20 protein-coding genes are annotated in these 21,971 nt (G+C 71.3%); 15 read left to right on the plus strand and 5 right to left on the minus strand.

Annotation, left to right across the window (positions count from 1 at the left end; translation table 11 throughout):
• Nucleotides 1–23: 23 nt before the first annotated feature.
• The 3 genes from AC1DDU_RS08610 to AC1DDU_RS08620 are packed head-to-tail and all read left to right on the plus strand — an operon-like array spanning nt 24 to nt 4,797.
• The gene (locus AC1DDU_RS08610) at nt 24–1,661 is read left to right on the plus strand and encodes an oligosaccharide flippase family protein (protein ID WP_477433024.1); all 1,638 of its coding nucleotides are present in this window, start codon (nt 24–26) and stop codon (nt 1,659–1,661) included.
• Entirely contained in the window at nt 1,658–2,860 is a 1,203-nt protein-coding gene (locus AC1DDU_RS08615) for a glycosyltransferase (protein WP_477433026.1), read from the plus strand. Before AC1DDU_RS08610 ends, AC1DDU_RS08615 begins: the two co-directional genes overlap by 4 nt.
• Nucleotides 2,857–4,797, plus strand: a complete 1,941-nt coding sequence (locus tag AC1DDU_RS08620) for a glycosyltransferase (RefSeq protein ID WP_477433028.1) — start codon at nt 2,857–2,859, stop codon at nt 4,795–4,797. Before AC1DDU_RS08615 ends, AC1DDU_RS08620 begins: the two co-directional genes overlap by 4 nt.
• Here the strand turns inward: AC1DDU_RS08620 and AC1DDU_RS08625 are convergent.
• Nucleotides 4,784–5,926 carry a glycosyltransferase family 4 protein gene (locus tag AC1DDU_RS08625; protein WP_477433030.1) on the minus strand — a complete coding sequence of 381 codons (1,143 nt, stop codon included), beginning with the start codon at nt 5,924–5,926 and terminating at the stop codon, nt 4,784–4,786. The genes AC1DDU_RS08620 and AC1DDU_RS08625 overlap by 14 nt on opposite strands.
• Before the next feature lie 68 nt (nt 5,927–5,994).
• On the opposite strand from AC1DDU_RS08625, the gene AC1DDU_RS08630 reads away from it, so the two are divergent.
• From AC1DDU_RS08630 to AC1DDU_RS08650, 5 genes are all read left to right on the plus strand, one after another.
• The gene (locus tag AC1DDU_RS08630) at nt 5,995–7,341 is read left to right on the plus strand and encodes an O-antigen ligase family protein (protein WP_477433032.1); all 1,347 of its coding nucleotides are present in this window, start codon (nt 5,995–5,997) and stop codon (nt 7,339–7,341) included.
• Nucleotides 7,342–7,370: 29 nt separating this feature from the next.
• The gene (locus tag AC1DDU_RS08635; RefSeq protein ID WP_477433034.1) at nt 7,371–8,375 is read left to right on the plus strand and encodes a glycosyltransferase family 4 protein; all 1,005 of its coding nucleotides are present in this window, start codon (nt 7,371–7,373) and stop codon (nt 8,373–8,375) included.
• Nucleotides 8,372–9,493 carry a glycosyltransferase gene (locus AC1DDU_RS08640; RefSeq protein ID WP_477433036.1) on the plus strand — a complete coding sequence of 374 codons (1,122 nt, stop codon included), beginning with the start codon at nt 8,372–8,374 and terminating at the stop codon, nt 9,491–9,493. The genes AC1DDU_RS08635 and AC1DDU_RS08640 overlap by 4 nt, the downstream gene beginning before the upstream one ends.
• An 85-nt stretch (nt 9,494–9,578) precedes the next feature.
• A complete protein-coding gene (locus tag AC1DDU_RS08645; protein ID WP_477433038.1) occupies nt 9,579–11,558 on the plus strand; it encodes a polysaccharide biosynthesis tyrosine autokinase in 1,980 nt (659 codons plus the stop codon).
• Entirely contained in the window at nt 11,555–12,118 is a 564-nt protein-coding gene (locus tag AC1DDU_RS08650; RefSeq protein WP_477433040.1) for an arsenate reductase/protein-tyrosine-phosphatase family protein, read from the plus strand. The genes AC1DDU_RS08645 and AC1DDU_RS08650 overlap by 4 nt, the downstream gene beginning before the upstream one ends.
• Here the strand turns inward: AC1DDU_RS08650 and AC1DDU_RS08655 are convergent, their stop codons facing one another.
• Together AC1DDU_RS08655 and AC1DDU_RS08660 are read right to left on the minus strand one after the other, a co-directional pair.
• Complete coding sequence (locus tag AC1DDU_RS08655; RefSeq protein WP_477433042.1) at nt 12,119–13,651, minus strand: sugar transferase; 1,533 nt, start codon at nt 13,649–13,651, stop codon at nt 12,119–12,121.
• 313 nt (nt 13,652–13,964) lie between these two features.
• A complete protein-coding gene (locus AC1DDU_RS08660; RefSeq protein WP_477433044.1) occupies nt 13,965–15,128 on the minus strand; it encodes a polysaccharide deacetylase family protein in 1,164 nt (387 codons plus the stop codon).
• Between the two features lie 155 nt (nt 15,129–15,283).
• Between AC1DDU_RS08660 and AC1DDU_RS08665 the strand changes: the two genes are divergently transcribed.
• Genes AC1DDU_RS08665 through AC1DDU_RS08690 form a run of 6 tightly spaced genes read left to right on the plus strand, consistent with a single transcriptional unit; the run spans nt 15,284 to nt 18,561 of the window.
• A complete protein-coding gene (locus tag AC1DDU_RS08665; RefSeq protein WP_477433046.1) occupies nt 15,284–15,649 on the plus strand; it encodes a hypothetical protein in 366 nt (121 codons plus the stop codon).
• Between the two features lie 26 nt (nt 15,650–15,675).
• Nucleotides 15,676–16,191 (plus strand): glycine cleavage system transcriptional repressor, encoded by a 516-nt coding sequence (locus AC1DDU_RS08670; RefSeq protein WP_477433048.1) that lies wholly within the window; start codon nt 15,676–15,678, stop codon nt 16,189–16,191.
• Between the two features lie 56 nt (nt 16,192–16,247).
• The gene (locus AC1DDU_RS08675) at nt 16,248–16,808 is read left to right on the plus strand and encodes a dihydrofolate reductase family protein (RefSeq protein ID WP_477433050.1); all 561 of its coding nucleotides are present in this window, start codon (nt 16,248–16,250) and stop codon (nt 16,806–16,808) included.
• A 51-nt stretch (nt 16,809–16,859) separates the two neighbouring features.
• Nucleotides 16,860–17,315, plus strand: a complete 456-nt coding sequence (locus AC1DDU_RS08680; protein WP_477433052.1) for a VOC family protein — start codon at nt 16,860–16,862, stop codon at nt 17,313–17,315.
• Between the two features lie 41 nt (nt 17,316–17,356).
• Nucleotides 17,357–18,109: a hypothetical protein gene (locus tag AC1DDU_RS08685; RefSeq protein WP_477433054.1), complete on the plus strand. Its 753-nt coding sequence runs from the start codon at nt 17,357–17,359 to the stop codon at nt 18,107–18,109.
• Nucleotides 18,094–18,561, plus strand: coding sequence for a nuclear transport factor 2 family protein (locus AC1DDU_RS08690; protein WP_477433056.1), 468 nt, complete (start codon nt 18,094–18,096; stop codon nt 18,559–18,561). Before AC1DDU_RS08685 ends, AC1DDU_RS08690 begins: the two co-directional genes overlap by 16 nt.
• 36 nt (nt 18,562–18,597) lie before the next feature.
• Here the strand turns inward: AC1DDU_RS08690 and AC1DDU_RS08695 are convergent, their stop codons facing one another.
• Nucleotides 18,598–19,791: an oxidoreductase gene (locus AC1DDU_RS08695; RefSeq protein ID WP_477433058.1), complete on the minus strand. Its 1,194-nt coding sequence runs from the start codon at nt 19,789–19,791 to the stop codon at nt 18,598–18,600.
• A 48-nt stretch (nt 19,792–19,839) separates the two neighbouring features.
• Between AC1DDU_RS08695 and AC1DDU_RS08700 the strand changes: the two genes are divergently transcribed.
• Complete coding sequence (locus AC1DDU_RS08700; RefSeq protein ID WP_477433060.1) at nt 19,840–20,592, plus strand: enoyl-CoA hydratase-related protein; 753 nt, start codon at nt 19,840–19,842, stop codon at nt 20,590–20,592.
• Here the strand turns inward: AC1DDU_RS08700 and AC1DDU_RS08705 are convergent.
• Complete coding sequence (locus tag AC1DDU_RS08705) at nt 20,589–21,971, minus strand: MFS transporter (protein ID WP_477433062.1); 1,383 nt, start codon at nt 21,969–21,971, stop codon at nt 20,589–20,591. The genes AC1DDU_RS08700 and AC1DDU_RS08705 overlap by 4 nt on opposite strands.

The following is a 21,971-nucleotide window of genomic DNA, read 5'->3' on the forward strand; positions in this document are numbered from 1 at the left end:
GGATCGCGGGCGGGAAGACCGCGGTGAGCGGCTCCTCCGCCGACGACGAGATCCGTGACGCCGCGGATCTCCCGCTCGATCCGGCGGCCGAGCTGTCGCCGATCGACGGCGGCGAGGGCGAAGGCGCGATGTCCCGTGCCCAGTTGCAGCGGCTGGCCATCCGCGGAGCATCGTGGACGCTCCTGCACACGCTCATCGCGCTGCCCATCGCCTTCCTGGTGAACATCCTCATCGCCCGCATCCTCGGGGTCGTGGACTACGGACGACTCGCCTATCTCACGTCCGTCATGGGCATCGTCGAGAGCATCATCTCGATGGGGATCGGCATCGGCGTGGTGCAGTTCGGGTCCAAGGCTCATGCCGCGGGGCGCACGGCCGATGTGATGCGGCTGCTGTCCTCAGCGCAGACCGTGCGCCTGGCGACCATCGCGCCCGTCATGACGCTGCTGGTCCTCAGCATCGCGGAAGTGGGCCCCGTGCTCCTCGGGGTCGCCGTGGTCTTCGGGGTCCTGATCCCGTCCGTGTTCGGCGCCGCCACCTACTGCTTCGGCATCGAGAGCAAGACCGCCGAGGACGCGAAGAACGCGATGCTCGTGAACGCGCTGACCCAGGCGGGAGTGGTCGTCGCGGTGCTGACCATCGGAACCGCGGACTCCGTGTGGGCGACGCGGATGATCTTCGGAGGCATCGGCGTCCTCCTCGCGCTGTTCTACGTGGCCCCGGCATATCGTCGCGCCGCGTTCCGCCCGCGGCTTCCGCGATTCCCCGCCGGCTTCTGGAAGTTCGCGCTTCCTGCCGGGGCGGCAGCCGCCGTCGGCACGATGATCTCGTCTCGCGTCGAGGTGGTCGTGCTGACATGGATGGGCGCGGCCCATGCCGCGGGCCTTTTCGCCCTCGCCTTCGGGCTCGCCGCTCATCTGTTCGGGCCGGCGCAGGCCCTGGTCGCCCCGCTGGTGCCCGCGATCTCGGGTCTGCACGAGGTGGACCGCGGTGCCGTCGCACCCGCCCTCGTGCGCACCCTGCGGGCGTCGGCGACCGCAGTCGGCGCGATCGTCGCGGCCGCGCTGCCGCTGCTGGCGTTCCTGGTGCCGCTGATCTACGGCAAGGACTTCGCCGACGCCGTTCCGCTGCTCGTCGTCCTCGGGCTGTCGGGCGGGCTCGTCGTGATCGTCAGCCCGCTGACCGCCTTCGTGATGGCCCGCCTGCTGGGCTCCCGCCTGCTGGTCACCAACATCGTGTCGCTCGCGGCGAACATCGTGCTCATGCTGGTGCTCATCCCCGTGCTGGGCGTGTGGGGGGCCGTCATCGGCAACGCGACATCGGCCGTGACCCAGCTGCTCATCCTCCTCCTCGGCGAGTCGAGACTCGCGGGGGTCAGGTGGCGGACGACGCTCGCCGCACTGGGGCCGTACGCGGCGGGCGGCTTCGCCTGCGTCGTGGCGTGGCTGGGGGTCACCGCCCTCTCATGGCCGACCATCGTGTCGTCGGTCCTGGCGGGGGCGGTCTCGTTCGCGCTCTTCGTGGGACTGCTGTGGCTCGCGCGCACCGGACTGTCGCGCGCCGACGTCGATGCCATCAGCGGTGCGCTTCCCGGTCCGATGCGCGCGGTGGGGCGTCCGCTGCTCCTGTGCTGCGCCGCGGCGAGAGGCACGACACGATGACGGTCGGCGGCGGGGCGGGGGATCAGGTGCCGGTGTACCACGTCATCACTCCGGGCGACCACTTCTCCGCGCGCACCGGATCAGCGATCCCCACCGTCGTGCACGGGCTGGCCACCGGCGCGGCGGCCAACGGGGACATCGATCGGTACCCGCAACGGGTGGTCGTCCAGGAAGGGACGTTCGAGCCCCGGTACACGTCAGCCGCGGCCCTCACGTTCCGTGGCGTGCCTGCTCCGGGCGATCGTCGCCGCATGATCGACGCCGCTCTGGGACGCCTCGGCGTTCCGCGCTCGGGCGCCGCCGCCTACTTCCGGCCGGTCGCCGACGCGCTCGCGTCGGCGCCCCGCGGGGTCGTGCTGGCGCACAACGCCCCGATCGTGCCTTGGCTGCTGCGCGCACAACGTCACCGTGTCGTGCTCTACGCCCACAACGACGTGCTGCGCAGCTTCTCTCGTCGGGAATCCGGCCGGATGCTGGCGGGGGTCTCGGCCATCGTTTGCGTGAGTGAATCGCTCGCGTCCCAGATGAGGGAGCACCTGCCGGCCGCTCTGCACGATCGGCTGCGCGTGGTCGTCAACGGCGTCGACACGGTGCAGTTCACTCCCGCAGCCTCGCGCGACCCCGGGCCGCTGCGCGTCATGTTCATGGGGCGGGCGATCTCCGAGAAGGGGGCGGACACGCTGCTGGAGGCGGCGGCGCGGCTGGGGCGGGCGGACATCCGGTTCACCGTCGTCGGCAGCCACGGGTTCGACGCCGACGCGACGCTGTCGCCGTTCGAACAGCGCCTGAGGGAGCTCGCCCTGCGTGTGCCCGGTGGTGTGGGATTCCAGCCGTTCGTCGACCGCGAGCGCCTTCCGCAGCTGCTGCAGGATGCCGACATCCTCACCATCCCCTCGCGGTGGCCGGATCCGTGTCCGCTCACGGTGGCAGAGGGCATGGCGACAGGCGTGCCGGTCGTCGCGGCCCGCATCGGCGGCATCCCCGAGATCCTCGGCGATGCCGGCGTGCTGTTCGAGCCGGGGGATGCCGCCGGCCTGGCGGCGGCCATTGAACGGCTCGCCGACGACCCGGAACTGCGTGCCGGGCGCGGCGCCGCGGCCCTGGCGCGGGCCCGTGAGCGCGACTGGCGGTGGGCATGGCGTCACCTCGCCGAGGTGCTCGACGCGGTGACCTCGGACCGCGACGGGGGGACCGCATGAAGATCTTGCGGATCGCCCACCACGCGGTCGTGTCGGCGTGGCGGGAACGGGAGCGGCAGCTGCGACGCGACGGCGCCCGTGTCGAGCTCTTCTCGGCCCGCCGCTGGAACGAGGGCGGTCAGGTCGTGCAGCTGTCGCCGGACGAGGACACGTTCGTCCACGGCGTCCGCACCGTCGGCTCCCACCCCGCGTTGTTCGTCTACGCGCCGGGCCGGCTGTGGCGCGCGCTCGGTGCCGGCCCGGATCTGCTGGACCTCCATGAGGAGCCGTTCGCCCTGGCGACGGCCGAGATCCTGGCGCTGCGGGCGCTTCGGCGATCCACGGTCCCGTACGTCCTGTACTCCGCCCAGAACATCGACAAGCGCTATCCCATCCCGTTCCGCTGGTTCGAGTCGTACGCGCTCCGCCATGCCGCCGGAGCATACGTGTGCAACGTCGAGGCGGGCGAGATCCTGCAACGCAAGGGGCTTCGCGGTCCTGCGACGCTGATCCCGCTCGGAGTCGACGTGGAGAGCTTCCGCCCCCGCGAGCGCGGCGCCCCCGGCGAGCACCCGGTCGTCGGCTACGTCGGCCGGCTGGAGCCGCACAAGGGGGTGGCGGAGCTGCTGCGCGCGACCGCGTCGCGCCCCGGCTGGCAGGTCCGCATCACCGGTGACGGTCCGCAGCGGGCGGAGCTGGAGGCACTCGCGGTGCAGCTCGGCATCGCCGACCGCGTCCGCTTCCTCGGGCACGCCGGCGGCGACGCCCTCGCTGAGCACTACCGCGAGCTCGACGTCCTCGTCGTGCCGTCGATCCCCACGCCGAGCTGGCTCGAGCAGTTCTGCCGTGTCGCCGTCGAGGCGATGGCATCGGGGGTGCCGGTCGTCGCGAGCCGCACGGGAGCGATCCCCGACGTGCTCGGCGACGTCGGGGTGCTCGTCGAGCCCCGCGACGCCACGGCTCTCGCCGACGGCGTCGACGAAGCCCTCGTCGCCTGGCAGCAGATGCGCGACGCGGGGCTCGAGCGCGCCGCCGCGTTCACCTGGGAGCACGTGGCCGCGCAGCACCGCGCCCTCTACGATCGCGTCGTGGAGTCCCGAGACAGCGGCGCGCAGCATCCCCCGGAGGTGGTGGTCGTCGCGTACGGCTCGCCCGACCTCCTCGTCGACGCGCTCGAGGGCCTGGAGCATCGGTTCCCGGTCACGATCGTCGACAACTCGTCGTCCGTCGAGACCGCAGCGGTCGCGCGCGCCTACGGGGCGGCGTACATCGACCCGGGCTCCAACCTCGGCTTCGGGGCCGGTGTGAACGTCGCGCTGGAGGCGCTCGCCGCTCGGGGCCTGTCGGATCGGGACGTTCTGCTGCTCAACCCGGATGCGCGGATCGCGCCGGCCGGCGTCGACGCGATGCACGCGCTCCTCCACGCCGATCGGCGTCTGGCCGCCGTCGGCGCGACGCAGACCGAGCCCGACAGCGGGGACGACGTCAGGGTCTGGTGGCCTTTCCCGACTCCCGCGCGCGCGTGGCGCGAGGCGGTCGGTCTCGGCCGGTTCACCACCGCGCGCGACTTCGCGATCGGATCGATCCTGATGCTGCGGGCTGAGGCGCTGCACGAGGTGGGCGGGTTCGACGAGCAGTTCTTCCTGTACGCGGAGGAGACCGACTGGCAGAAGCGCGCGCGGGACCTCGGCTGGTCCATCGACGTCGCCACCGTGCAGGCCACGCACGTCGGAGGGGCGACGAGCTCGGACGGCGTACGCCGCGAGGAGCTGTTCTTCGCGAGCATGCAGCGGTTCCTCCGGAAGCACTCCGGAGAGCGCGGATGGAGGTCCTTCCGCCTCGCGATGATCACGGGCGCGTCGGTGCGCTCACTGGTGCTGCGCGGCGAACGCGGCCAGTCGGCGCGGCGGCGTCGAGATCTGTTCCGCGGCACGGCGGCGCGCGTCACGTCCGCGTGAGCGCACTCTTCTCCTCCGCCACTTCCGCGTAGACGTCCCGGGTCCGCGCGGCGATGCGGTCCCAGGTGTACGCCGCGACACCCTTGCGCGCGGCGCGCCCCATGCGCTCGGCCATCACCGGATCGTCCAGGAGTCGGCGCACCGCGGCGACGATCGACCCCGCCTCGCGCTGGATGAAGAACCCGTTGACGCCGTCGACCACGAAGTCCTCGGTCCCGTTGACCTTGGTGGTCAGCAGCGGCAGACCCGCTGCAGCGGCCTCCAGCGACACCAGCGCGAAGGCTTCGTAGAGCGTCGGGAAGACGAAGGCGTCTCCGGCGGCGAAGTACTCGTGGACGTTCGGCGAATGCCCGGCGAAGAAGACCCGGGCTCCGACGCCTGCGGCGGCGGCCTGGGCGCGGAACGGCGCCTGGTCGTCGCCACCCACCACGAGCAGGACGACCGACTCGGGCAGGTCGGGCAGTGCGCCGATGACGGGAGCCAGGCCCTTCCGGCGGAACTCCTTGCCGACGAACAGGAGCACGTGCGCGTCGGGACGGATGCCGAGATCGGCGCGGATCCGCGCGCGGGCGCCCGTCGTGCGGGACGTCTGGAACTTCGCGACGTCCACGGCGTTGGGGATCACGCGGATGCGGTCCGGCGGAACGTCGTAGTGGCGGGTGAGCTCGCGCCCGACGCCGTTGGACACCGCGATCACCTTCGAATAGGCGCCGGGGCTGTAGTTGCGCCGTTCGGTGGCGAGCACGACGTGGTGCAGCGGATTGAGGAGCGCGCGCGCCGCCTCGCCGCCGCGGAACTTCATCTCCCACCAGGCGCGGTGACAGCTGTGCGCGGTGATGACATCCTGCGTCATGAGCGCGCACGCGCCCTGGTTGTGCAGGATGTCGTACCCCGCGCCCGCGGCCTGCTTCGTGGCGCGCCGCGGGTAGACCGCCGGAATAGCGAAACCGGGGACCTTCGGCATCCGCACCCGCTGCCACCGCAGCGGATCTGCGGCGGGCGGATCGACGGACTCCGCGATGAGGGTGACGTCTGAGCCCAGCGCGCCGAGCGCGGTCGCGAGCTCGTAGGACGCCCGCTCGATCCCGCCCTCATGGTTGAAGCGGTATGCCGACATGCCGATGCGCACGACGCCATGCTAGGTGACGGCCGTCCCCATCGGGGTCCCCGCGCAGGCCGCGGCCCTACAATCGTGTCGTGCGCGGACGCTGGGGGACTGTGTCGGGGGTGGCGGTTCGCGTCATCCCCGTCGGCATCGCCGTGCTCGTCGTCGGAGTGGGCATCGGCGTCATGAGCGGCGGCGTCGCCGAATACGGCGACTACGCGGTGCTGGCAGCGCTGGCCGTGCTCGCCGTCGGCGTCGCGGTGGCGGCGCCCAAGCTGCTCATCGCGCTGGCGCTGCCCTCGACGCTTCTCATGGCCAGGGTGGGGGGCCTCCTCAGCATCTCGGACTTCGTCCTCGCACTGGCGACGGTGCTGTCGTTCACCGTCATCAAGGGCCGGGATCTGCTCCCGATGCGCGCCCTGATGTGGGCGGGGATGGCGTACATCGCCGCCTCGCTTCCGGCGGTGATCCTGAATCCCTACAGCGCGAACATCGTCGAGTGGGTGCACGAGGTCGTGCTCATCCTGGGCAGCATGGTCGTCGGCTTCACGATCGGACGCAGCGGGCAGGCGGCGCTCTCCGCCGGCATCTACACGATCGCCTGCGTCGGAATCGCGATCGCCGCGACCGTGGCCGGCGTGTACCAGCTGGCGACGGAGGGGTCATTCGGCCCCGTCTACCTGCCGGAACTGCATAAGAACACGATCGGCGGAGCCCTCGCGGTGGCGATCGTGCTGCTGTACGCGCGACCGGCCTGGTTCCGATGGCCTCGTCTGCTCTCCTGGGTCGCCATCGGCGCGTGCGTCGTCGGCATCGCCGCCTCCGGGTCGCGACAGGGCATGGTCGGCGCCGTCGTCGGTCTCCTCGTGGTGGCGCTGCGCAGAAACCCCGAGACAGGTCGGATCAGGGTCGTGCCCTGGCTCGCGGCGATCCCGATCGCGATCGCGGTGTTCACCCTCGTCGACGACCAGCTCGCAGAAGACAACCAGTTCAACTCCGCCTATCAGCGGCTGGACTGGTACGCCCAGACCGTCGAGATCTGGCGGGAGTCGCCGGTGTTCGGCGTCGGCCTGCGCTGGTGGTACACCGGGCAGTACGCGGCGTTCCAGCCGCCGAACGCGGAGCTGGAGGTGTTGTCCTCGGTCGGCGTCGTCGGGCTGATCGGGTTCCTGGTGATGTTCCTTGTCGCTGCGATCGCCCTATGGAGACTCGACCCCGCCTACGGCACGGTCGGCGTCGCTGTCGTCGCCACCAGGTTCACACAGGGCCAGTTCGATCTGTACTGGGTCGCGGGCCAGGCCTCGTTGCTCTGGATCGTCGCCGGCATCTGCTACGGCGCCGTCGCCCTTCGCGACGGCGGGCCGCTGCGCCCGGATCGCTTCGCAGCGACGCCCACGTCCGAGCCCGCGCGCGTGCTGACGGCACGCCGGTATCTGTGAGGAGCAGGCACATCCATATCGTCCAGCTCGTGTGCTCAGACGGATTCGCGGGAGTGGAGCGTTACGTCAGCGCACTGGCGCCCGCGCTGGCGGCGCGCGGCACGCGCGTCACCGTCATCGGCGGCGCACCCGAGCACATGCGGCCACCGCTGTCCGCCGCCGGGATCGACTTCGTGCCCGCGGCCACGATGTCGCAGGCCATGCGCGCGCTCGCGGCCGTGCAGAGCGCCGATGTCGTCAACACCCATATGACCGAGGCCGATGTGGTCGCGGCCGTCCCGGGCCTCGCCCGTCGCGCGCGCCTCGTGAGCACCCGGCATTTCGCGGCGCGGCGCGGCAGCCGGCCTCAGCTCCGGCCGGTGTTCGCCTGGGTCGGCCGCCGGTTCTCGGCTCAGATCGCCATCTCCCACTTCGTCGCCGACGCGATCGAGGGCGCGAGCGTGGTCGTCCACACCGGCGTCGCCGATGCCGTCGCTTCGATGCCGGGCGATCGCGAGAGGACCGTGCTCGTCGCGCAGCGGCTCGAACGGGAGAAGGACACCGCCACGGCGATCCGGGCATGGAGCCGGACGACCGCTGCCGCCGACGGCTGGCGACTGATCGTGGCAGGCGACGGTGCAGAACGAGGCGATCTGGAGCGGCTCGCGCAGGATCTCGGCGTCGCGGGAACGGTCGACTTCGTCGGTCATCTGGCGGATGTAGGGGATGCGATGTCGCGGGCCGGGCTGCTGCTGGCTCCGACGCCCCGCGAGGGCCTGGGGTTGTCGGTCCTCGAAGCGATGGCGCGCGGGCTGCCGGTCGTGGCCTCGGCCAGCGGAGGTCACCTCGAGACGGCCGGTGAGGTGGCTCCGGAGCGACTGTTCGAGCCGGGGAACGACATCGCAGCCGCCGCGATCATCGATGCCCTCGTCGCTGACGACGAGGGTCGTGCCGAATACGGTGCGGCGCTTCGGGCGAGGCAGCGCGAGCGGTTCTCGGTCGACGCGCAGGTCGAGCGCACCGTGGGCCTCTACGAGGAGGTCCTCGCGCGATGAATCGGACCATCGTGGTCTTCTCCCTCGAGCCCTGGGACGGCGTCTGGAGACGCAACCAGTATCTGGTAGACGGTCTGCTACGCCGCCACCGCAGCCTCCGCGTCGTCTTCGTCGAACCGGCGCGCGACCACCTCCACGATCTCGTCGCGAGACGCGCCACACCGCGCGCTGCCGGCCTGCGGGAGGCGCCAGGCTACGACGGTCGGCTCATGCTCTTCCAGCCCGCCAAGTGGCTTCCCCGGGCCGCGGGTCCGCTCGCCGACTTCCTGCTGCGCAGGTCGGTCTCCCGTGCCCTCAGGCGCACGGGTGCCACCGACGTGCTGCGCTGGATCAACGACCCCGGCTGGGCGCACGCGGTCGTGCACGGTGAAGAACCCGCGATCTACGACATCACCGACGACTGGCTCGCCGCCGACCGGCCGCGTCGGCAGCTCGATCGGCTGGCGAGGAACGAGGAGGATCTGTTCCGCTGGTGCCGTGCGGTGATCGTCTGCTCGCCGGAGCTGCAATCGCGCAAGAGCGGACAGCGCCCCGACGTCGTGCTCATCCCGAATGCCGTGGACCTCGAGAGGTATCGGCGGCCGGTGCCTCGCCCGGCGGATCTTCCCGCCGGACCGGTCGCGCTCTACGTCGGCACGCTGCACGAGGACCGGCTGGACGTGCCGTTGACCGTGGAGACGGCATCCGCTCTCTCGGCCGTCGGGGGATCGGTGGTGTTGGTGGGCCCGGTGTCGCTCGCGGCGGCGAACCGGGAGGCCCTCGAGCGCACGCCGGGTGTGCGGCTGTGCGGGCCGCGCGACTTCGGCGCCGTGCCGGGGTATCTGCAGCACGCCGATGTGCTGATCGTGCCGCACCTCGTCGACGCGTTCACCGACAGCCTCGATCCGATCAAGCTCTACGAGTACCTCGCCGTCGGCCGGCCGATCGTCTCGACGCCCGTTGCGGGGTTCCGCGACACCGACTCCGATGCGATCTCGCTCGCTCGTCGCGAGCAGTTCCCCTCGGCGGTCCTGTCTGCCGTGTCGGCCCCGGGCGTGACGTTCGACGCGTCGGTGCCGACGTGGGCCGATCGTTGCGACATGCTGTGGGAGGTGCTCCAGCCGGTGGTCGCACCGTGATCGCCTGTCGGCTGGGATGATTCGGGGACGCGGATCCGCGTGACAGACTAGTCTGAGCGACTCAGCAACGAGGTAGGGGAGCGGATTGACTCTGAGAGAGGTGTTCGCTGCACTGTGGCGGCGCAAGTGGATCATCGTCGCGGTGACCCTCCTGGCCGCGATCGTCGCAGGCGCCTACCTTGCACGTCTCGATCCCAACTACAAGTCGTCGACGACAGCGCGCGCCAGCACGTTCCTCACCGACTCCATCACGTCGGGATCGATCGCAGGTGTCACCGCGGATGTGGATCCCTCCATCATCATGACGCCCACGATCCTCGAGCCCGCCGCGGACGCGATCGGCGAACCCGTCGGAGCACTCGCCTCCAGCGTGACGTATCAGGTGATCGAGGGGCTGCGGACCAACAACCTCGAGGTCACCGCGAACGGGCCCACGCCGACATCCGCCCAGGAGCGCGCGAAGGCGGTGATGCAGAGCTACTCGGACTACGTCGACACGACGATCCAGACCACGCTGGCGAATCTGCAGGCCAGCGTGGCCGCCACGACGGAGCAGATCCGGGCGTACCAGACGCAGCTCGCGGCGAACCCCAACGATCCCATCGCGGCGCAGAACCTGGCGACCGCGCTGGCGTCGCTCAGCGGCTACAACGCGCAGATCGTCGCGATCCAGAACGCCGGGGCGCCGTTGACGGTGACCAGTCCCGCCGCCCCAGGGACCTCCACGAACCCGAGCATGCTGATCGTGGCTGCACTGGCACTGGTGTGCGGTCTCCTCGCAGGCGCGGGGATCGCGCTGGTGCGCGACTTCTTCGACGACCGCATCCGCGCCTCCGACGAGGTCGAGCCGCTCACCGGAGTGCCGGCGATCGCCGAACTCGCCAACGACCGCCGCGTCGCCCGCAAGAAGATGCGGCTGCCGGCAGGCTCTGCCGAGCGGACGGCCCTCAGTGAAGGCATCCGCTCGCTGCGCACGACGATCCAGGTCATGCTCCCCGAGGGGAAGGGCGCTGTCGTGATCACGAGCGTGGAGCCCGGCGACGGCAAGACCTTCCTGTCGACGAACCTCGCGGTGTCGTGGGCGCGGGCGGGTCGCAAGGTGATCCTGGTGGGCGGCGACCTGCGCCGCGGCCAGCTCGGCTCATACTTCTACGGCCTGAACAACGTCAGCGGACTCGGGGATCTGCTCTCGGATGCCGCTGCCGCGCGCCGCGCGCCGAATCAGACGCAGATCATCGACGCGCTGCAGTCGACGTCGTATCGGGGCCTGCGGATCATGCCCTCCGGGATGACGACCGACGAGCCGGCGGACCTTCTGGGCGGCCGAGACCTCGGCCGTGTCATCGCGCACCTCGTGCGCAGCGCGGACGTGGTCGTCATCGACTCGCCCCCCGCGCTGGCGCTCGCCGATGCGTCGGAGCTCGCCGCGCATTCGGCCGGGGTCATCCTCGTGGCCACGGTCAACCGCACGCGTCGCGCGCTGCTGCGCGACACGGTCGCCAACCTCCGGGCGAACGGGATCGAGGTGCTGGGCATCGTCGTGAATCGGTCTCGGCGTCGGCTGCCCCGTTCGTACTCGTCCTACTACGTCGACAGAGGGGCCGTGCGTGCGACGGCCGCACGACAGGCCCCCCGCCCTTCCGCCCAGCCGCTCGAGAACGATCGGGCACTGCTCGCGGTGGATGAGGGCGCGGACAACGCCGCACCGGACCGGGAGGCGACCGCGGTCCCGCCGCGGATCGAGAAGTCGTCGAGCGCACCTCGTGCGGTCGACCACGATCCGGTCGACGGCGACGCGACGGATCTCTTCCCCGATCACGAGATCGCCGACGATGAGGTCGCCGACGATGAGATCGCCGACGATGAGATCGCCGACGACGGGATCGCCGACGACGGGATCGCCGACGACGAGATCATCGACGATGAGATCATCGACGATGAGATCATCGACGGTGAGTTCGCGGATTCGGACGAAACCCGTGGCAGCGCGGGTGGCCTCCGCCGTGACGGCCGACGTCGCACGGGCGAGATCGACCTCGGTCTCGATCAGGATCAGCCCGTATGACGCAGACGGGCGACATCCGCGTGCTGTTCGTCTGCACCGCCAACGAGTGCAGGTCCCCGTTCGCGGCCGCGCTCGCGCAGCGCCGCGCAGAGGGTCTGCCCGTCGTGTTCGACTCCGCGGGCGTCGAGACGTGGCACAGGGGTGTGCCCGAGACCGGGCTTCGGCATGCGCGCGAGCTCGGTCTGGATCTCGCAGGGCACGTGAGCACGACCGTGCATCCCGACTTCCTCGACGACTACGACATCGTCCTGGGCCTCGCACGCAACCATGTGCGGGAACTGGCGACCATGGACCCGGGCATCGGATCACGCCTGTTCACGCTGAAGCAGTTCGCGGCCTGGGCGCGTGATCATCCGCGATCCGGGGGCGTCGACGTGCGCGCGTGGCTCGCCACGCAGGATCCGACCGATTCGCGCCGTCGGATCCTCTCGTCGGACCCGGGCGATGACGTCCAGGACCCGATCAATCGCCCGCTCGAGGATTGGCGGGCGATGTCGGCGGACCTCATCCCCGCCATCGACAGCATGGTCGACGGAATCTTCCCGCCGGCCGGGAAGTGATCAGTACGCCGCGGACGGACGGATCATCTCACGGCCGGTGCGCGCCATGATGAGCAGGTCGCCGGTGAGCGACCAGTTCTCCACGTAGCGCAGATCGAGCCGGAGGCTCTCTTCCCACGTCAGAGCACTGCGGCCACCGACCTGCCAGGGCCCGGTGATCCCCGGGCGGATGAACAGCCGCCGGTAGGTCGATCCGCCGTAGGAGCGAGTCTCCGAGGGCAACGGCGGCCGAGGGCCGACGATGCTCATGTCGCCCACCAGGACGTTCCAGAACTGCGGCAGTTCATCCAGCGAGTACTTCCGCAGCAGTGCGCCGACCCGCGTGACCCGCGGGTCCGCGCGCATCTTGAACAGGGGACCGGAACCCTCGTTCCGGTCGATGAGCTCACCACGCCGTTCCTCGGCGTCGCTGCACATCGACCGGAACTTGACCATCTGGAACTCTTCCCCGTCGCGTCCCACCCGCGTCTGGCGGAAGAAGACCTTGCCGGGGCTGTCGAGCTTGATCGCCAGTGCGATGATCGGCGTGAGAAGACCCACGACCAGCAGTGCGCCGGCGGCGAGCGCGATGTCGACGGCACGCTTCAGCATGTAGCGGCCGCCTTCGAATGTCGGGAGCTGCACCTGGATGAGCGGGAGTCCTTCGACAGGCTTCAGCGACATGCGGGGACCGGCGACATCCGCGAGCGGGCTCGAAAGAACCAGCTCGGACGCGGTGCCCTCCAGGTCCCAGCTGAGGCGCTTGAGATACTCAGGGTCGCTGTCCGGGGTGCTCGCGACGATCACGGCGTCTGCGCTCAGCTGGGCGGCGACCATCTGAGCGGTGTCAGGAGTGCCGATCGCGTCGAATCGCTGGTCGCCGACGACGAGTTCATCCGCGTCGTCGCCGTCCAGTGTCACTCCGACGATGCGGTAGCCCATGCGGTCGTCGTCGTTGACGGACTTGACGACGTACTCGACGTCGCGGCGTGTTCCGACGACCAGGGCGCGCGAGACGAACTGGCCGTTCTGCCGCTGGCGCGAGAGCCACCGTCGTGCGACCCACCGCCCGAGGAGAAGCCCCGCCGTGCCGACCGGCAGAGCGATCAGCAGCTGGGTGCGCAGGCCCTGGGACTGCAGGAGGACGAACCCGATCGCCAGGATGCCGAATGCCATTCCCGTTGCGTGCGCGACGCGACGGTACTCCTGCGTGCCGTGACCGATGACGCCGGGCGCGCGGGTCTGAAAGAGCGCGAGCATCAGCCACCAGATGAGCACGGTCGCCAGGAAGACGCGTCCGTACTGCCACGGTGCGTCAGCGAGGTCGACGCGCGCGATCGTCGCGATCTGGATCCATGCGGCTGCGCCGGCGGCGCACAGGACGGTGAGGGTGTCGGCCAGGATGAGCCGATGGCGGTAGCGCCGCTCCCACGCCTGGCGTCGTTCGACGGCCGGTGCGAGGCGCGGTGTGATGAACAGCCGCGGTACGGCATCGGCGAGCACGGGCGCCGAAGTCGGCGTCATCGTGATCCCCGCGTTCACGATGACAGTCATTCGCCGCACCGCCGTTCAGGCAGCGCAGCCCACAGTGCATGAAGCATGCGAGTTCCCCAGAATCTCCCCCTGAGACTGCGGTTCCCATACCGCAGCCACCCTCGTCCGGCTTGCCGGCCACATCGATCTCCCCCAAGAGTTCGAGTGGCCCGCCCCAGTGCCGGATATGAGCGCTCCTCCACTCTAGAGCGCGAGCTCATACAGCGAAAGTGTCGTTACCTCAAGGATTGCTCTGTTTCCGGTCACCGGCCTGTGGAAAGAGATGTCCGACGGCGCTCATCTGATACATGGAGCGGCGCCAACGCGGCTTCGATCACCCGATCAGGTTGATCAGAGCGTCGAGCCCCATGCCGTAGTTGATGCGGACGGTCGGCAGTGCGAGCTTGTCGGTGCCGATCGTGACGTAGCCCGGCTCGATGGTGCGCGCCATCTCCCACCCGGCCTGCCGCAGCGCCTCCTTGGCGGTGTCGTTGTAGTGCCCGAAGGGGTATGCCATGACCTCCTTCACGCCGAGCACGCCGTACGAGGCCTCCATGTCCGCGACGATCTCGGGCACCGACCAGTTGACGATGCGGCCGTGGCCGTCGGCGCCGGCCTGGTGCATGTCGTGCGTGTGCGAGCGGCGGAGCACGTAGATGTTCGGCGGCGGATCCTGGCGGTACGCGGTGATCATGAACGACGTCGTCAGCACCTTGTACTTTTCGACGACCGGGGCGGCGAGGTCGAACCACGACTGGTCGGCGTCGTCGTCGGTCACGATGACGGAGTGGTTGGGCAGCCACAGCCGCCCGTCGATGAACGCCGACAGCTCGTCCCATGTCGGCAGGTAGAAGCCGCCGGTGGCGATGTGGTTCATGTGCGCGTCGAAGTCGCCGATGTAGGCGTAGTTGCCGCGCAGCCACCCGCTCTCGCCTTCGGGCTTGGCGGTGAACTGGTGGTACATGAGGATCGGGATGCGGGCGTTCTCGGCCGCGTTCTGCTCGGGGCTCACCCACGCGCCGTGCAGCGTCACACGCTGATCGGTGCAGGCCACGGGCTCGGAGCCGTTGACGCGTGCCGGGATCGCGAGGGCGGCGGCATCCTCCGGCGTCGCGTACCAGCCGGCGAACACCAGCCCGTCGCGGGCGGGGATCGGCAGACCCGTGTACAGCGCGCCCTGCGTCTGGAGCATCGGCGCGTCCGCGACGCCGTCGCCGGCGAAGCTCACCGCGCAGGCCGCCGGGTCGGTCGTGCTCGCCAGCAGCTGCTCCTCCGGGGTGAGGGGAGTCGGTGTGGGCGTCGGCGTTGCCGAGGGGGTGGCGCCGGCATCGGACGGTCGTGCGTCGTCGACCGCAGCCCCGGCGCGGGCGAACCCGATCGCCGCGACCGTGCCGGCGATGAGGGCGAGCGCGACGACGCCGCCCGCGACGCCCGCGAACACGCGACGACGGCGCGTACGCCGTGGCGTCCGCGCCGGATCCGTGCCGAAATCAGCCATGCGACTCCCCCAAGAGTCCGGACCGCGCACCCCCATACGCGGTCGTTCACGGCGATGCTACTCGGATGCCCCCGCCCGGCGACGACGCCGGGCGGGGGTTGGGGACAACCAGCGGCCGGACCCGCCCCCGCCACCTGTCGGTAGGCTCGGATGCCATGCTCCCCGCCGACTGGATCGAACACCGCCGCCCCGACGGCGAGGTCGTCGGGTGGATGCTCGCCGACGGCGAGGGTTTCCGCGTCTTCGACCTGCTGGGACGCGAACGCACGCCGGGCGACGGCGCGCCGATCGAATGGCTCGATGCGGAGGAGCTGCTCGAGCGCCTCGGCATCGGCTACCTCGCCGACCGATGGACGTTGCGGCTGCCCGACGGCAGCGAGCGGCCGGTGCGTATCGCCGAGGCCAGCGCGCGCGGCGTCACGGTCGTCGCCGACGAGTTCGGTGCGGCATCCGCCGTCGGCGCGGTGCTGGAGCGGTTCCGTCTGCCCTTCCCGGTGACCGACGAACTCGCCCCGCGCTGAGGGCGGCGCGTGGGTACCCTGGCGGTATGACGACGCTCGTGCTCACCGTGGTCGGCGACGATCGGTCCGGACTGGTCGCCGCGGTCGCCGACGTCGTCGGCAACCACGGCGGCAACTGGGAGAACAGTCAGCTGGCCGAGCTGTCGGGCGCGTTCGCCGGCATCATCGAGGTCTCGATCGCGCCTGAGCGCGCGGGCGAGCTGCGTGAGGCGCTCGCCGTCCTCGACGGGCTCCTCAAGGTGACCGTCTACGCCGGCACCGAGACCCCGCCCGAGTCCGAGGGCGAGCGACCGCTCACGATCCACGTGATCGGCAATGACCACCCGGGCATCGTCCGCGACATCTCTTCGGTGCTGCGTCGGCACAGCGTGTCGATCGACAACCTCACCACGCGCACCGCCGAGGCGGCGATGTACGGCGGCCGGCTCTTCGAGGCGACGGTGGTGGCGCGCGTTCCGGCATCCGTGGATCTCGAGGAGCTCACCGGCGAGCTGGAGCGGATCGCGACCGAGATCCAGGTCGACGTCACGCTCGGCAGCTGAGTGCGAGCGGCCGGGGACTGGTCGGCGGGGGAGCCTCGGGGGTAGCGTGCGGGAGCGTGGGAGCGCTCATCTACTTCAACTCCGCATCGCTGGACGCCTATATCGCCGGCCCCGACGGCCGCTGGGACTGGGCGACGCCCGATGCGGAGGTGCACGCGTTCGTGAACGACCTGCTCGCACCGGCGAGCACCCACCTGTACGGGCGCAAGGTGTACGACGTCATGAAGGTGTGGGACGACATCCCGCTGGACGACCTGCCGCCGGCCGAGCGCGCGTTCGCGCTGCGCTGGCGCGAGATCGACAAGATCGTCTACTCCCGCAAGCTGAGCTCGGTCACGACGGGCCGCACGGCTCTGCGCGACCTGTTCGACGCCGACGAGGCGCGCCGGATGAAGGATGCCTCGCCAGACCCGCTCGCGATCGGCGGCGGCCAGCTCGCCTCCGTCGCCGCGCGGGCGCGCGTGCTCGACGAGGTGCACGTGATGGTGGCCCCGGCGATCGTCGGCGGGGGCGTGCGGTTCCTCGACGAGGGGCTGCGGCTCGACCTGGAGCTGCTGGACGAGCGCCGGTTCGCGAACGGGTTCGTCTATCACGGCTATCGCGTCCGGTACGACTGAGTCGGCATCGGCCCTTGCCAACCAAGCGCTCGCTTTGGTAGACCGGAGCGCATGCGCATCGAATCCATGGAGCTGCTCGGCGTCGGCGTGGACGACTTCGACGGGGCGCTCGAGATGTTCTCGGGGCTGTTCGGGCTCGAGTTCCAGGTGTTCACGCCCGGCCTCGACTACGAGCTCGTCGACCTCGATCTCGACGCCGAGGATCATCAGCCGCCGCCGCGGGGGCGGATCGCGATGGACGCGACGGGCTGCTTCGAGATCATCGAGATCCCCGGCGCCCGCGAGGGGTTCCGCAACATCCACTTCCGCGTCGACGACATCGACGCGGCGATCGCCCATGCGAAGGCGCGAGGGCTGCGTGTCGTCCGCGACCTGCGGGCCGGGAACGTGCGCGAGGTGATCTTCGACGCCGCGACGCTGCACGGCATCCGGCTGTGCTTCGTGCAGTACGAGGGGGCGTCCTTCGCTGCCGCGCTCGCCGCATCGCCGGCAGCCCCGGCGGGGTGACCGCTCTTGCGTTCGCACCAAGCAAGCGCTTGACTGGGACCGTGTTCTCGGATCTCGCCTTCTTCTCGTTCGTCGAACTGACCGACCCCACCCAGCACGACGCGTACAACCGGTGGCACCAGCTCGACCACCGGCCGGAGAACCTCGCGCTGCCCGGCGTCGCGTGGGGCGATCGCTGGGCCCGCCGCGGCGCGTACGCGGAGGCATCCCGCACCGCCCCCGAGTTCGCCGCGGTCGACTACGTGGCCATGTACTGGTTCCGGCCACCCGCCGACGCGTCGGTGGCCGCGTGGGATGCGCTCGGAGAGGCGTCGTTCCAGTGGGGCCGCGGGCCGATCATCCCGGGCGTGCGGCGGCGCCTGCTCGCGTTCTTCCGGCCGGTGAAGGGGTACGCCGCGCCGCGCGCACGCGTCGGCGCCGAGGTGCTGCCGTACCGCCCGCACCGAGGGCTCCACCTCACGCTCACGCGGTTCGATGAGCCGCATGGCCTCGACGCCCACGAGGAGTTCCGGCGCGAAGACGCCGAGACCATCCCCGCGCTCCTGGGCATCGACGGCGTCGCGGGCGCCTGGACGTTCTCGTTCAGCCACCCGCAGCGGCATTCCTCGCTGCCGTTCGAGGAGTCCCCCGCCGACCCGCCGGGCAGCATGCGCATCCGCCTGGTCTACCTCGAGGGCGAACCGCTCGAGGTCGTCCCCGAGATCGAGAGGACGGATGCCGCCTCCGCGCCGGTCGCGGGGGAGCGCCTGTTCGCCGGGCCCCTGAAGACGATCGTGCCGTGGCAGGACTGGTGAGCGACCTCAAACGGCGGGTGCGGGCGATCGAGGACCGCCTGGCGATCGCCGATCTCGTGACACGGTACGGGCCGGCGGCCGACAGTGGGGACGGCGACGCGATCGCCGCGCTGTGGGCGCCGGGCGGCACGTACCGCTTCGACGACACCGTGCTCGCGGACGGCGAGCTGCCCGGGCTCGTCGACATCGACACGCATCGCGCGCTCATGGCCGCCGGGTGCGCGCACGTGCTCAGCGCACCGCGCATCGACCTCGCGCAGGACGGCGCCACGGCGGTGGCGATGAACCACTCCGTCGTGTTCGAGCACGCCGGAGAGGCATGGCGCGCGGCCCGGGTCAGCGCCAACCGCTGGGAGCTCGTGCGCACGGCCGAGGGGTGGCGCGTCGCGCACCGTGAGGTGAGGCTGCTCGACGGATCCGCCGCGGCGCGCGCGCTGCTGCGTCCCGTCTGACCCGACTCGACGCCGCGCGGCGTCCGGCGGTGCGACTCAGGCGAACCGGGCGAGGGGCGTCTGGCCGGCCTCGGCGAGCCGCTCCAGCGCCGTCGCCCGACCGGCCAGGGCGTGGCCGTGACGGATGTCCCAGTGGGCGAACTCGTCCTCGCCGAGTGCGCGGCGGCTGTGGTGCACCCAGTTCGGGTCGTCGAGCATCTCGCGGCCCAGCAGCACGACGTCGGCGTCGCCGCGTTCGACCAGGAGGGCGGCCTGCTCCGGATCGACGACGAGGCCGACCGTCGCCACCGGCACGCCGGCGCCCTCGCGGATCGCGCGCGAGAAGTCGGCGTGGAACGCGAACCGCCGCCGCACCCGGGTGTCGGTCGTGCGGTCGGTGGTGATCCCGCCCGACGACGTGTCGACGAGGTCGACGCCCTCGGCGGCCAGCCGTGTCGCGAAGCACACCGTGTCGTCGATGTCGATCCCGCCGTCGATGCCGTCCACGGCCGAGACCCGGTACGAGAGCACGATGTCGTCGGGGAGCGCCGCCCGCACCGCGCGCACGACCTCGAGCGGATAGCGCATGCGCCGCTCCGTCGTGCCGCCGTACGCGTCGGTGCGGTGATTGGCGATCGGCGACTGGAAGCTGTGGAGCAGGTACCCGTGCGCGCCGTGGAGCTCGACCACGCGGAAGCCCGCGTCGGCCGCTCTGCGTGCGGCATCCGCCCACATCGCGATGCTCGCCGCGACCTCGTGCTCGTCCAGCGCGCGCGGGAGCGGCCAGTCCGGGCCGGCGGGCGCGGCCGAGGGGCCGTCGAGAGGCCACGGGCCGAGGCCGGTGGCCTCGTCGGCCGTGCCCAGCGGTGCACCGGCGTGCCATGGCTCGCGCACCGCGGCGCGACGACCGGCATGCCCGAGCTGGATGCCGGGGACCGCGCCGTGGGCGGTGAGGAACTGCGCGATGCGCTGCAGCGGCGGCACGTGCGCGTCGCTCCAGATGCCGAGGTCGTGGTGCGAGATGCGCCCGCGAGGGTCGACGGCGGTGGCCTCGACCATCACCAGTCCGGCGCCGCCGAGCGCGAACCGCCCGAGATGCACGAGGTGGTAGTCGGTGGCCCGGCCGTCGGTCGCCGCGTACATGCACATCGGCGAGACGCCGGCGCGATGCGGCAGCGTCACCCCGCGCAGGGTGAGCGGTGCGAACAGCTCGCGTCCGGGACCTGCCTGCTTGACGTCGTCGTCGGCCATGCTCGTAGACTACCAAGCATTAGGTTGGTATGACCGCGAGGAGGACCCATGGCCGGCATCGCCGTGCAGCGCGACGCAGAGGTGACCCGCATCACGTTCGACAGGCCGGACCGCCTCAACTCGCTGACCACCGAGCTGCTCGCCGAGACGGCGGCGCTGATCCGGCGCGCCGACGACGGCGCGACGAAGGTCATCGTGCTCACCGGCGCCGGCCGGGCGTTCTGCTCGGGCGCGGATCTCTCGTCCACCGTGGACGCCGAGACGGTGGCCGCCGCCAACGACGTCGTGCAGGCGATCGCCGAGGTGCGGCCCGCGGTCGTCGCGGCCGTGAACGGCGCGGCCGCCGGGGTCGGGGCATCCATCGCCCTGGCGTGCGACCTGACGATCGCCGCCGACTCGGCGTTCCTGCTCATGCCGTTCCTCCCGCTCGGGCTCGTGCCCGACGGCGCAGCGACCCACACGCTCGTCGCCCGCGCCGGTGCCGCCCGCGCGGCGCGCCTGGCGTTCGGCGGCGAGCGGCTCCCGGCTGCGCAGGCGGCCGAGTGGGGGCTGTTCGGCGAGGTCGTGCCAGACGATGCACTCGACGCGCAGGTGAGCCGGGTCGTCGACCGCATGCTCGACGCTCCCGCCGCCGCGGTGTTCGAGACGAAGGCGCTGCTGCGCCGCGCCGATCGCGTCGGTCTGGAACGGGCAGGCTCCGAGGAGCTCGCCGTGCAGGGCAGGCTGCTCGCGTCCGACGAGTACGCGCGGGCGCGGGCCGGGTTCCTCGAGAAGCGTCCGGTCTCCTTCCGCGCGGGCTAACGCGCGGGGCGCGGCAGCGAGAGGGCGATGACCGACCCCAGCGCGCTGAGCACCGCCACCAGCGCGAACGCGATCATGAGGCCTGTCTCCGAGAGGAACTCGGCGCCGATCGCCGACGGGAACGCGACGACCAGGTAGGCGAAGACCGCGCTGGCCGTCGCGCCCGAGAGCGACCGCACGAGCGAGTTGACCGCCGTCGCCGACGCCGTCTCGGTCGCCGGCACGGCATCGATGATGAGCGTCGGCATGGCGGCGAACGCGAACGCGGTGCCGATGCCGACGAGGGTCGCGCTGGCGACGACGATGAGCAGGCCGTCGTGCACCACCAGCCGGAACAGGTAGGCGCCGCAGATGATCGCCGCCCCGAGGGCGAGGGCGAACCGTCCGCCGGCGCGTGCGAGCATCCGCCCCGCGACCGGCGCCAGCAGCACCATCGCGAGCGCCGACGGCACGAGGACCAGGCCCGCGCCCAGCGGTGCGAGCCCGAGCCCCGCCCCCGAGGCGACGGGAGCCCGGGCCTCCTGCATCGTCAGCAGGTGGTTCGCGAACATCCCGAACGCGACGAAGAACGACGCCACGTTCGTCAGCAGCACGCGACGGCGCAGCGACGTGCGCAGGTCGATGACGGGAGACGGATGCCGCAGCGCCACGAGCACCCACACGGCCGCGGCCGCGAGGCCGGCGGCCACCAGCAGCGGCACCGCCCAGGGGGCGGCATTCGCCCATGCCTGCGATTTCGAGATCAGCAGCAGGAGGCACGTGAGCGCGACCGTCAGGGCGATCGTGCCGACGAGGTCGAACCTGCCGGGCGCGCGCACGGGGGATTCGCCGACGAAGGCGGCGACGAGGGCGAGGAATACGGCGCTGGCGATCGCCGAGAACCAGAACAGCGCGGGCAGCCCGCCGAATGTCGACAGCACGCCCGACAGCGGCAGGCCGAGCGCGGAGCCGATGCCCAGCGTGCCGCTCATCAGCGCGATGCCGAGGGTCGCGCGCTCGCGGCTGACGAGGTCGCGCAGCAGGCTGATGCCGACCGGGACGATGGCGGTCGACATCCCCTGCAGCGCGCGCCCGACGAGCACGGTCGGCAGGGCGAGCCACACCGCCGCGAGCACCGATCCGGCGAACAGGCACGCGAGCGATACCAGGAGCAGGCGGCGGCGGCCGTGCATGTCGGCGAGGCGGCCGATGATGGGCGTGCCGACGGTGCCGGTCAGCAGGGTGATCGTGACCATCCAGGACGCGTCGTCGGCGCCGATGCCGAGCGCGGCGGGGATCTCGGGCAGCGCGGGGACGATGAGCGTGAACTGGAGCGACGTGAGCATCCCGCTGCCGGCGAGCACCGCGATGGTCGTGCGGTCTCTGCGCGGGCTGGGCAT

This window comes from Microbacterium sp. 05T445, assembly GCF_056395865.1.

Bases quoted from the DNA above. Each gene is read 5' to 3' on its own strand.
- AC1DDU_RS08660 (WP_477433044.1), bottom strand. From the start codon at position 15,128: ATGGCTGATTTCGGCACGGATCCGGCGCGGACGCCACGGCGTACGCGC.
- AC1DDU_RS08615 (WP_477433026.1), top strand. From the start codon at position 1,658: ATGACGGTCGGCGGCGGGGCGGGGGATCAGGTGCCGGTGTACCACGTC.
- AC1DDU_RS08640 (WP_477433036.1), top strand. From the start codon at position 8,372: ATGAATCGGACCATCGTGGTCTTCTCCCTCGAGCCCTGGGACGGCGTC.
- AC1DDU_RS08650 (WP_477433040.1), top strand. From the start codon at position 11,555: ATGACGCAGACGGGCGACATCCGCGTGCTGTTCGTCTGCACCGCCAAC.
- AC1DDU_RS08620 (WP_477433028.1), top strand. From the start codon at position 2,857: ATGAAGATCTTGCGGATCGCCCACCACGCGGTCGTGTCGGCGTGGCGG.
- AC1DDU_RS08695 (WP_477433058.1), bottom strand. From the start codon at position 19,791: ATGGCCGACGACGACGTCAAGCAGGCAGGTCCCGGACGCGAGCTGTTC.
- AC1DDU_RS08705 (WP_477433062.1), bottom strand. From the start codon at position 21,971: ATGCCCAGCCCGCGCAGAGACCGCACGACCATCGCGGTGCTCGCCGGC.
- AC1DDU_RS08670 (WP_477433048.1), top strand. From the start codon at position 15,676: ATGACGACGCTCGTGCTCACCGTGGTCGGCGACGATCGGTCCGGACTG.
- AC1DDU_RS08665 (WP_477433046.1), top strand. From the start codon at position 15,284: ATGCTCCCCGCCGACTGGATCGAACACCGCCGCCCCGACGGCGAGGTC.
- AC1DDU_RS08680 (WP_477433052.1), top strand. From the start codon at position 16,860: ATGCGCATCGAATCCATGGAGCTGCTCGGCGTCGGCGTGGACGACTTC.
- AC1DDU_RS08655 (WP_477433042.1), bottom strand. From the start codon at position 13,651: ATGACTGTCATCGTGAACGCGGGGATCACGATGACGCCGACTTCGGCG.
- AC1DDU_RS08700 (WP_477433060.1), top strand. From the start codon at position 19,840: ATGGCCGGCATCGCCGTGCAGCGCGACGCAGAGGTGACCCGCATCACG.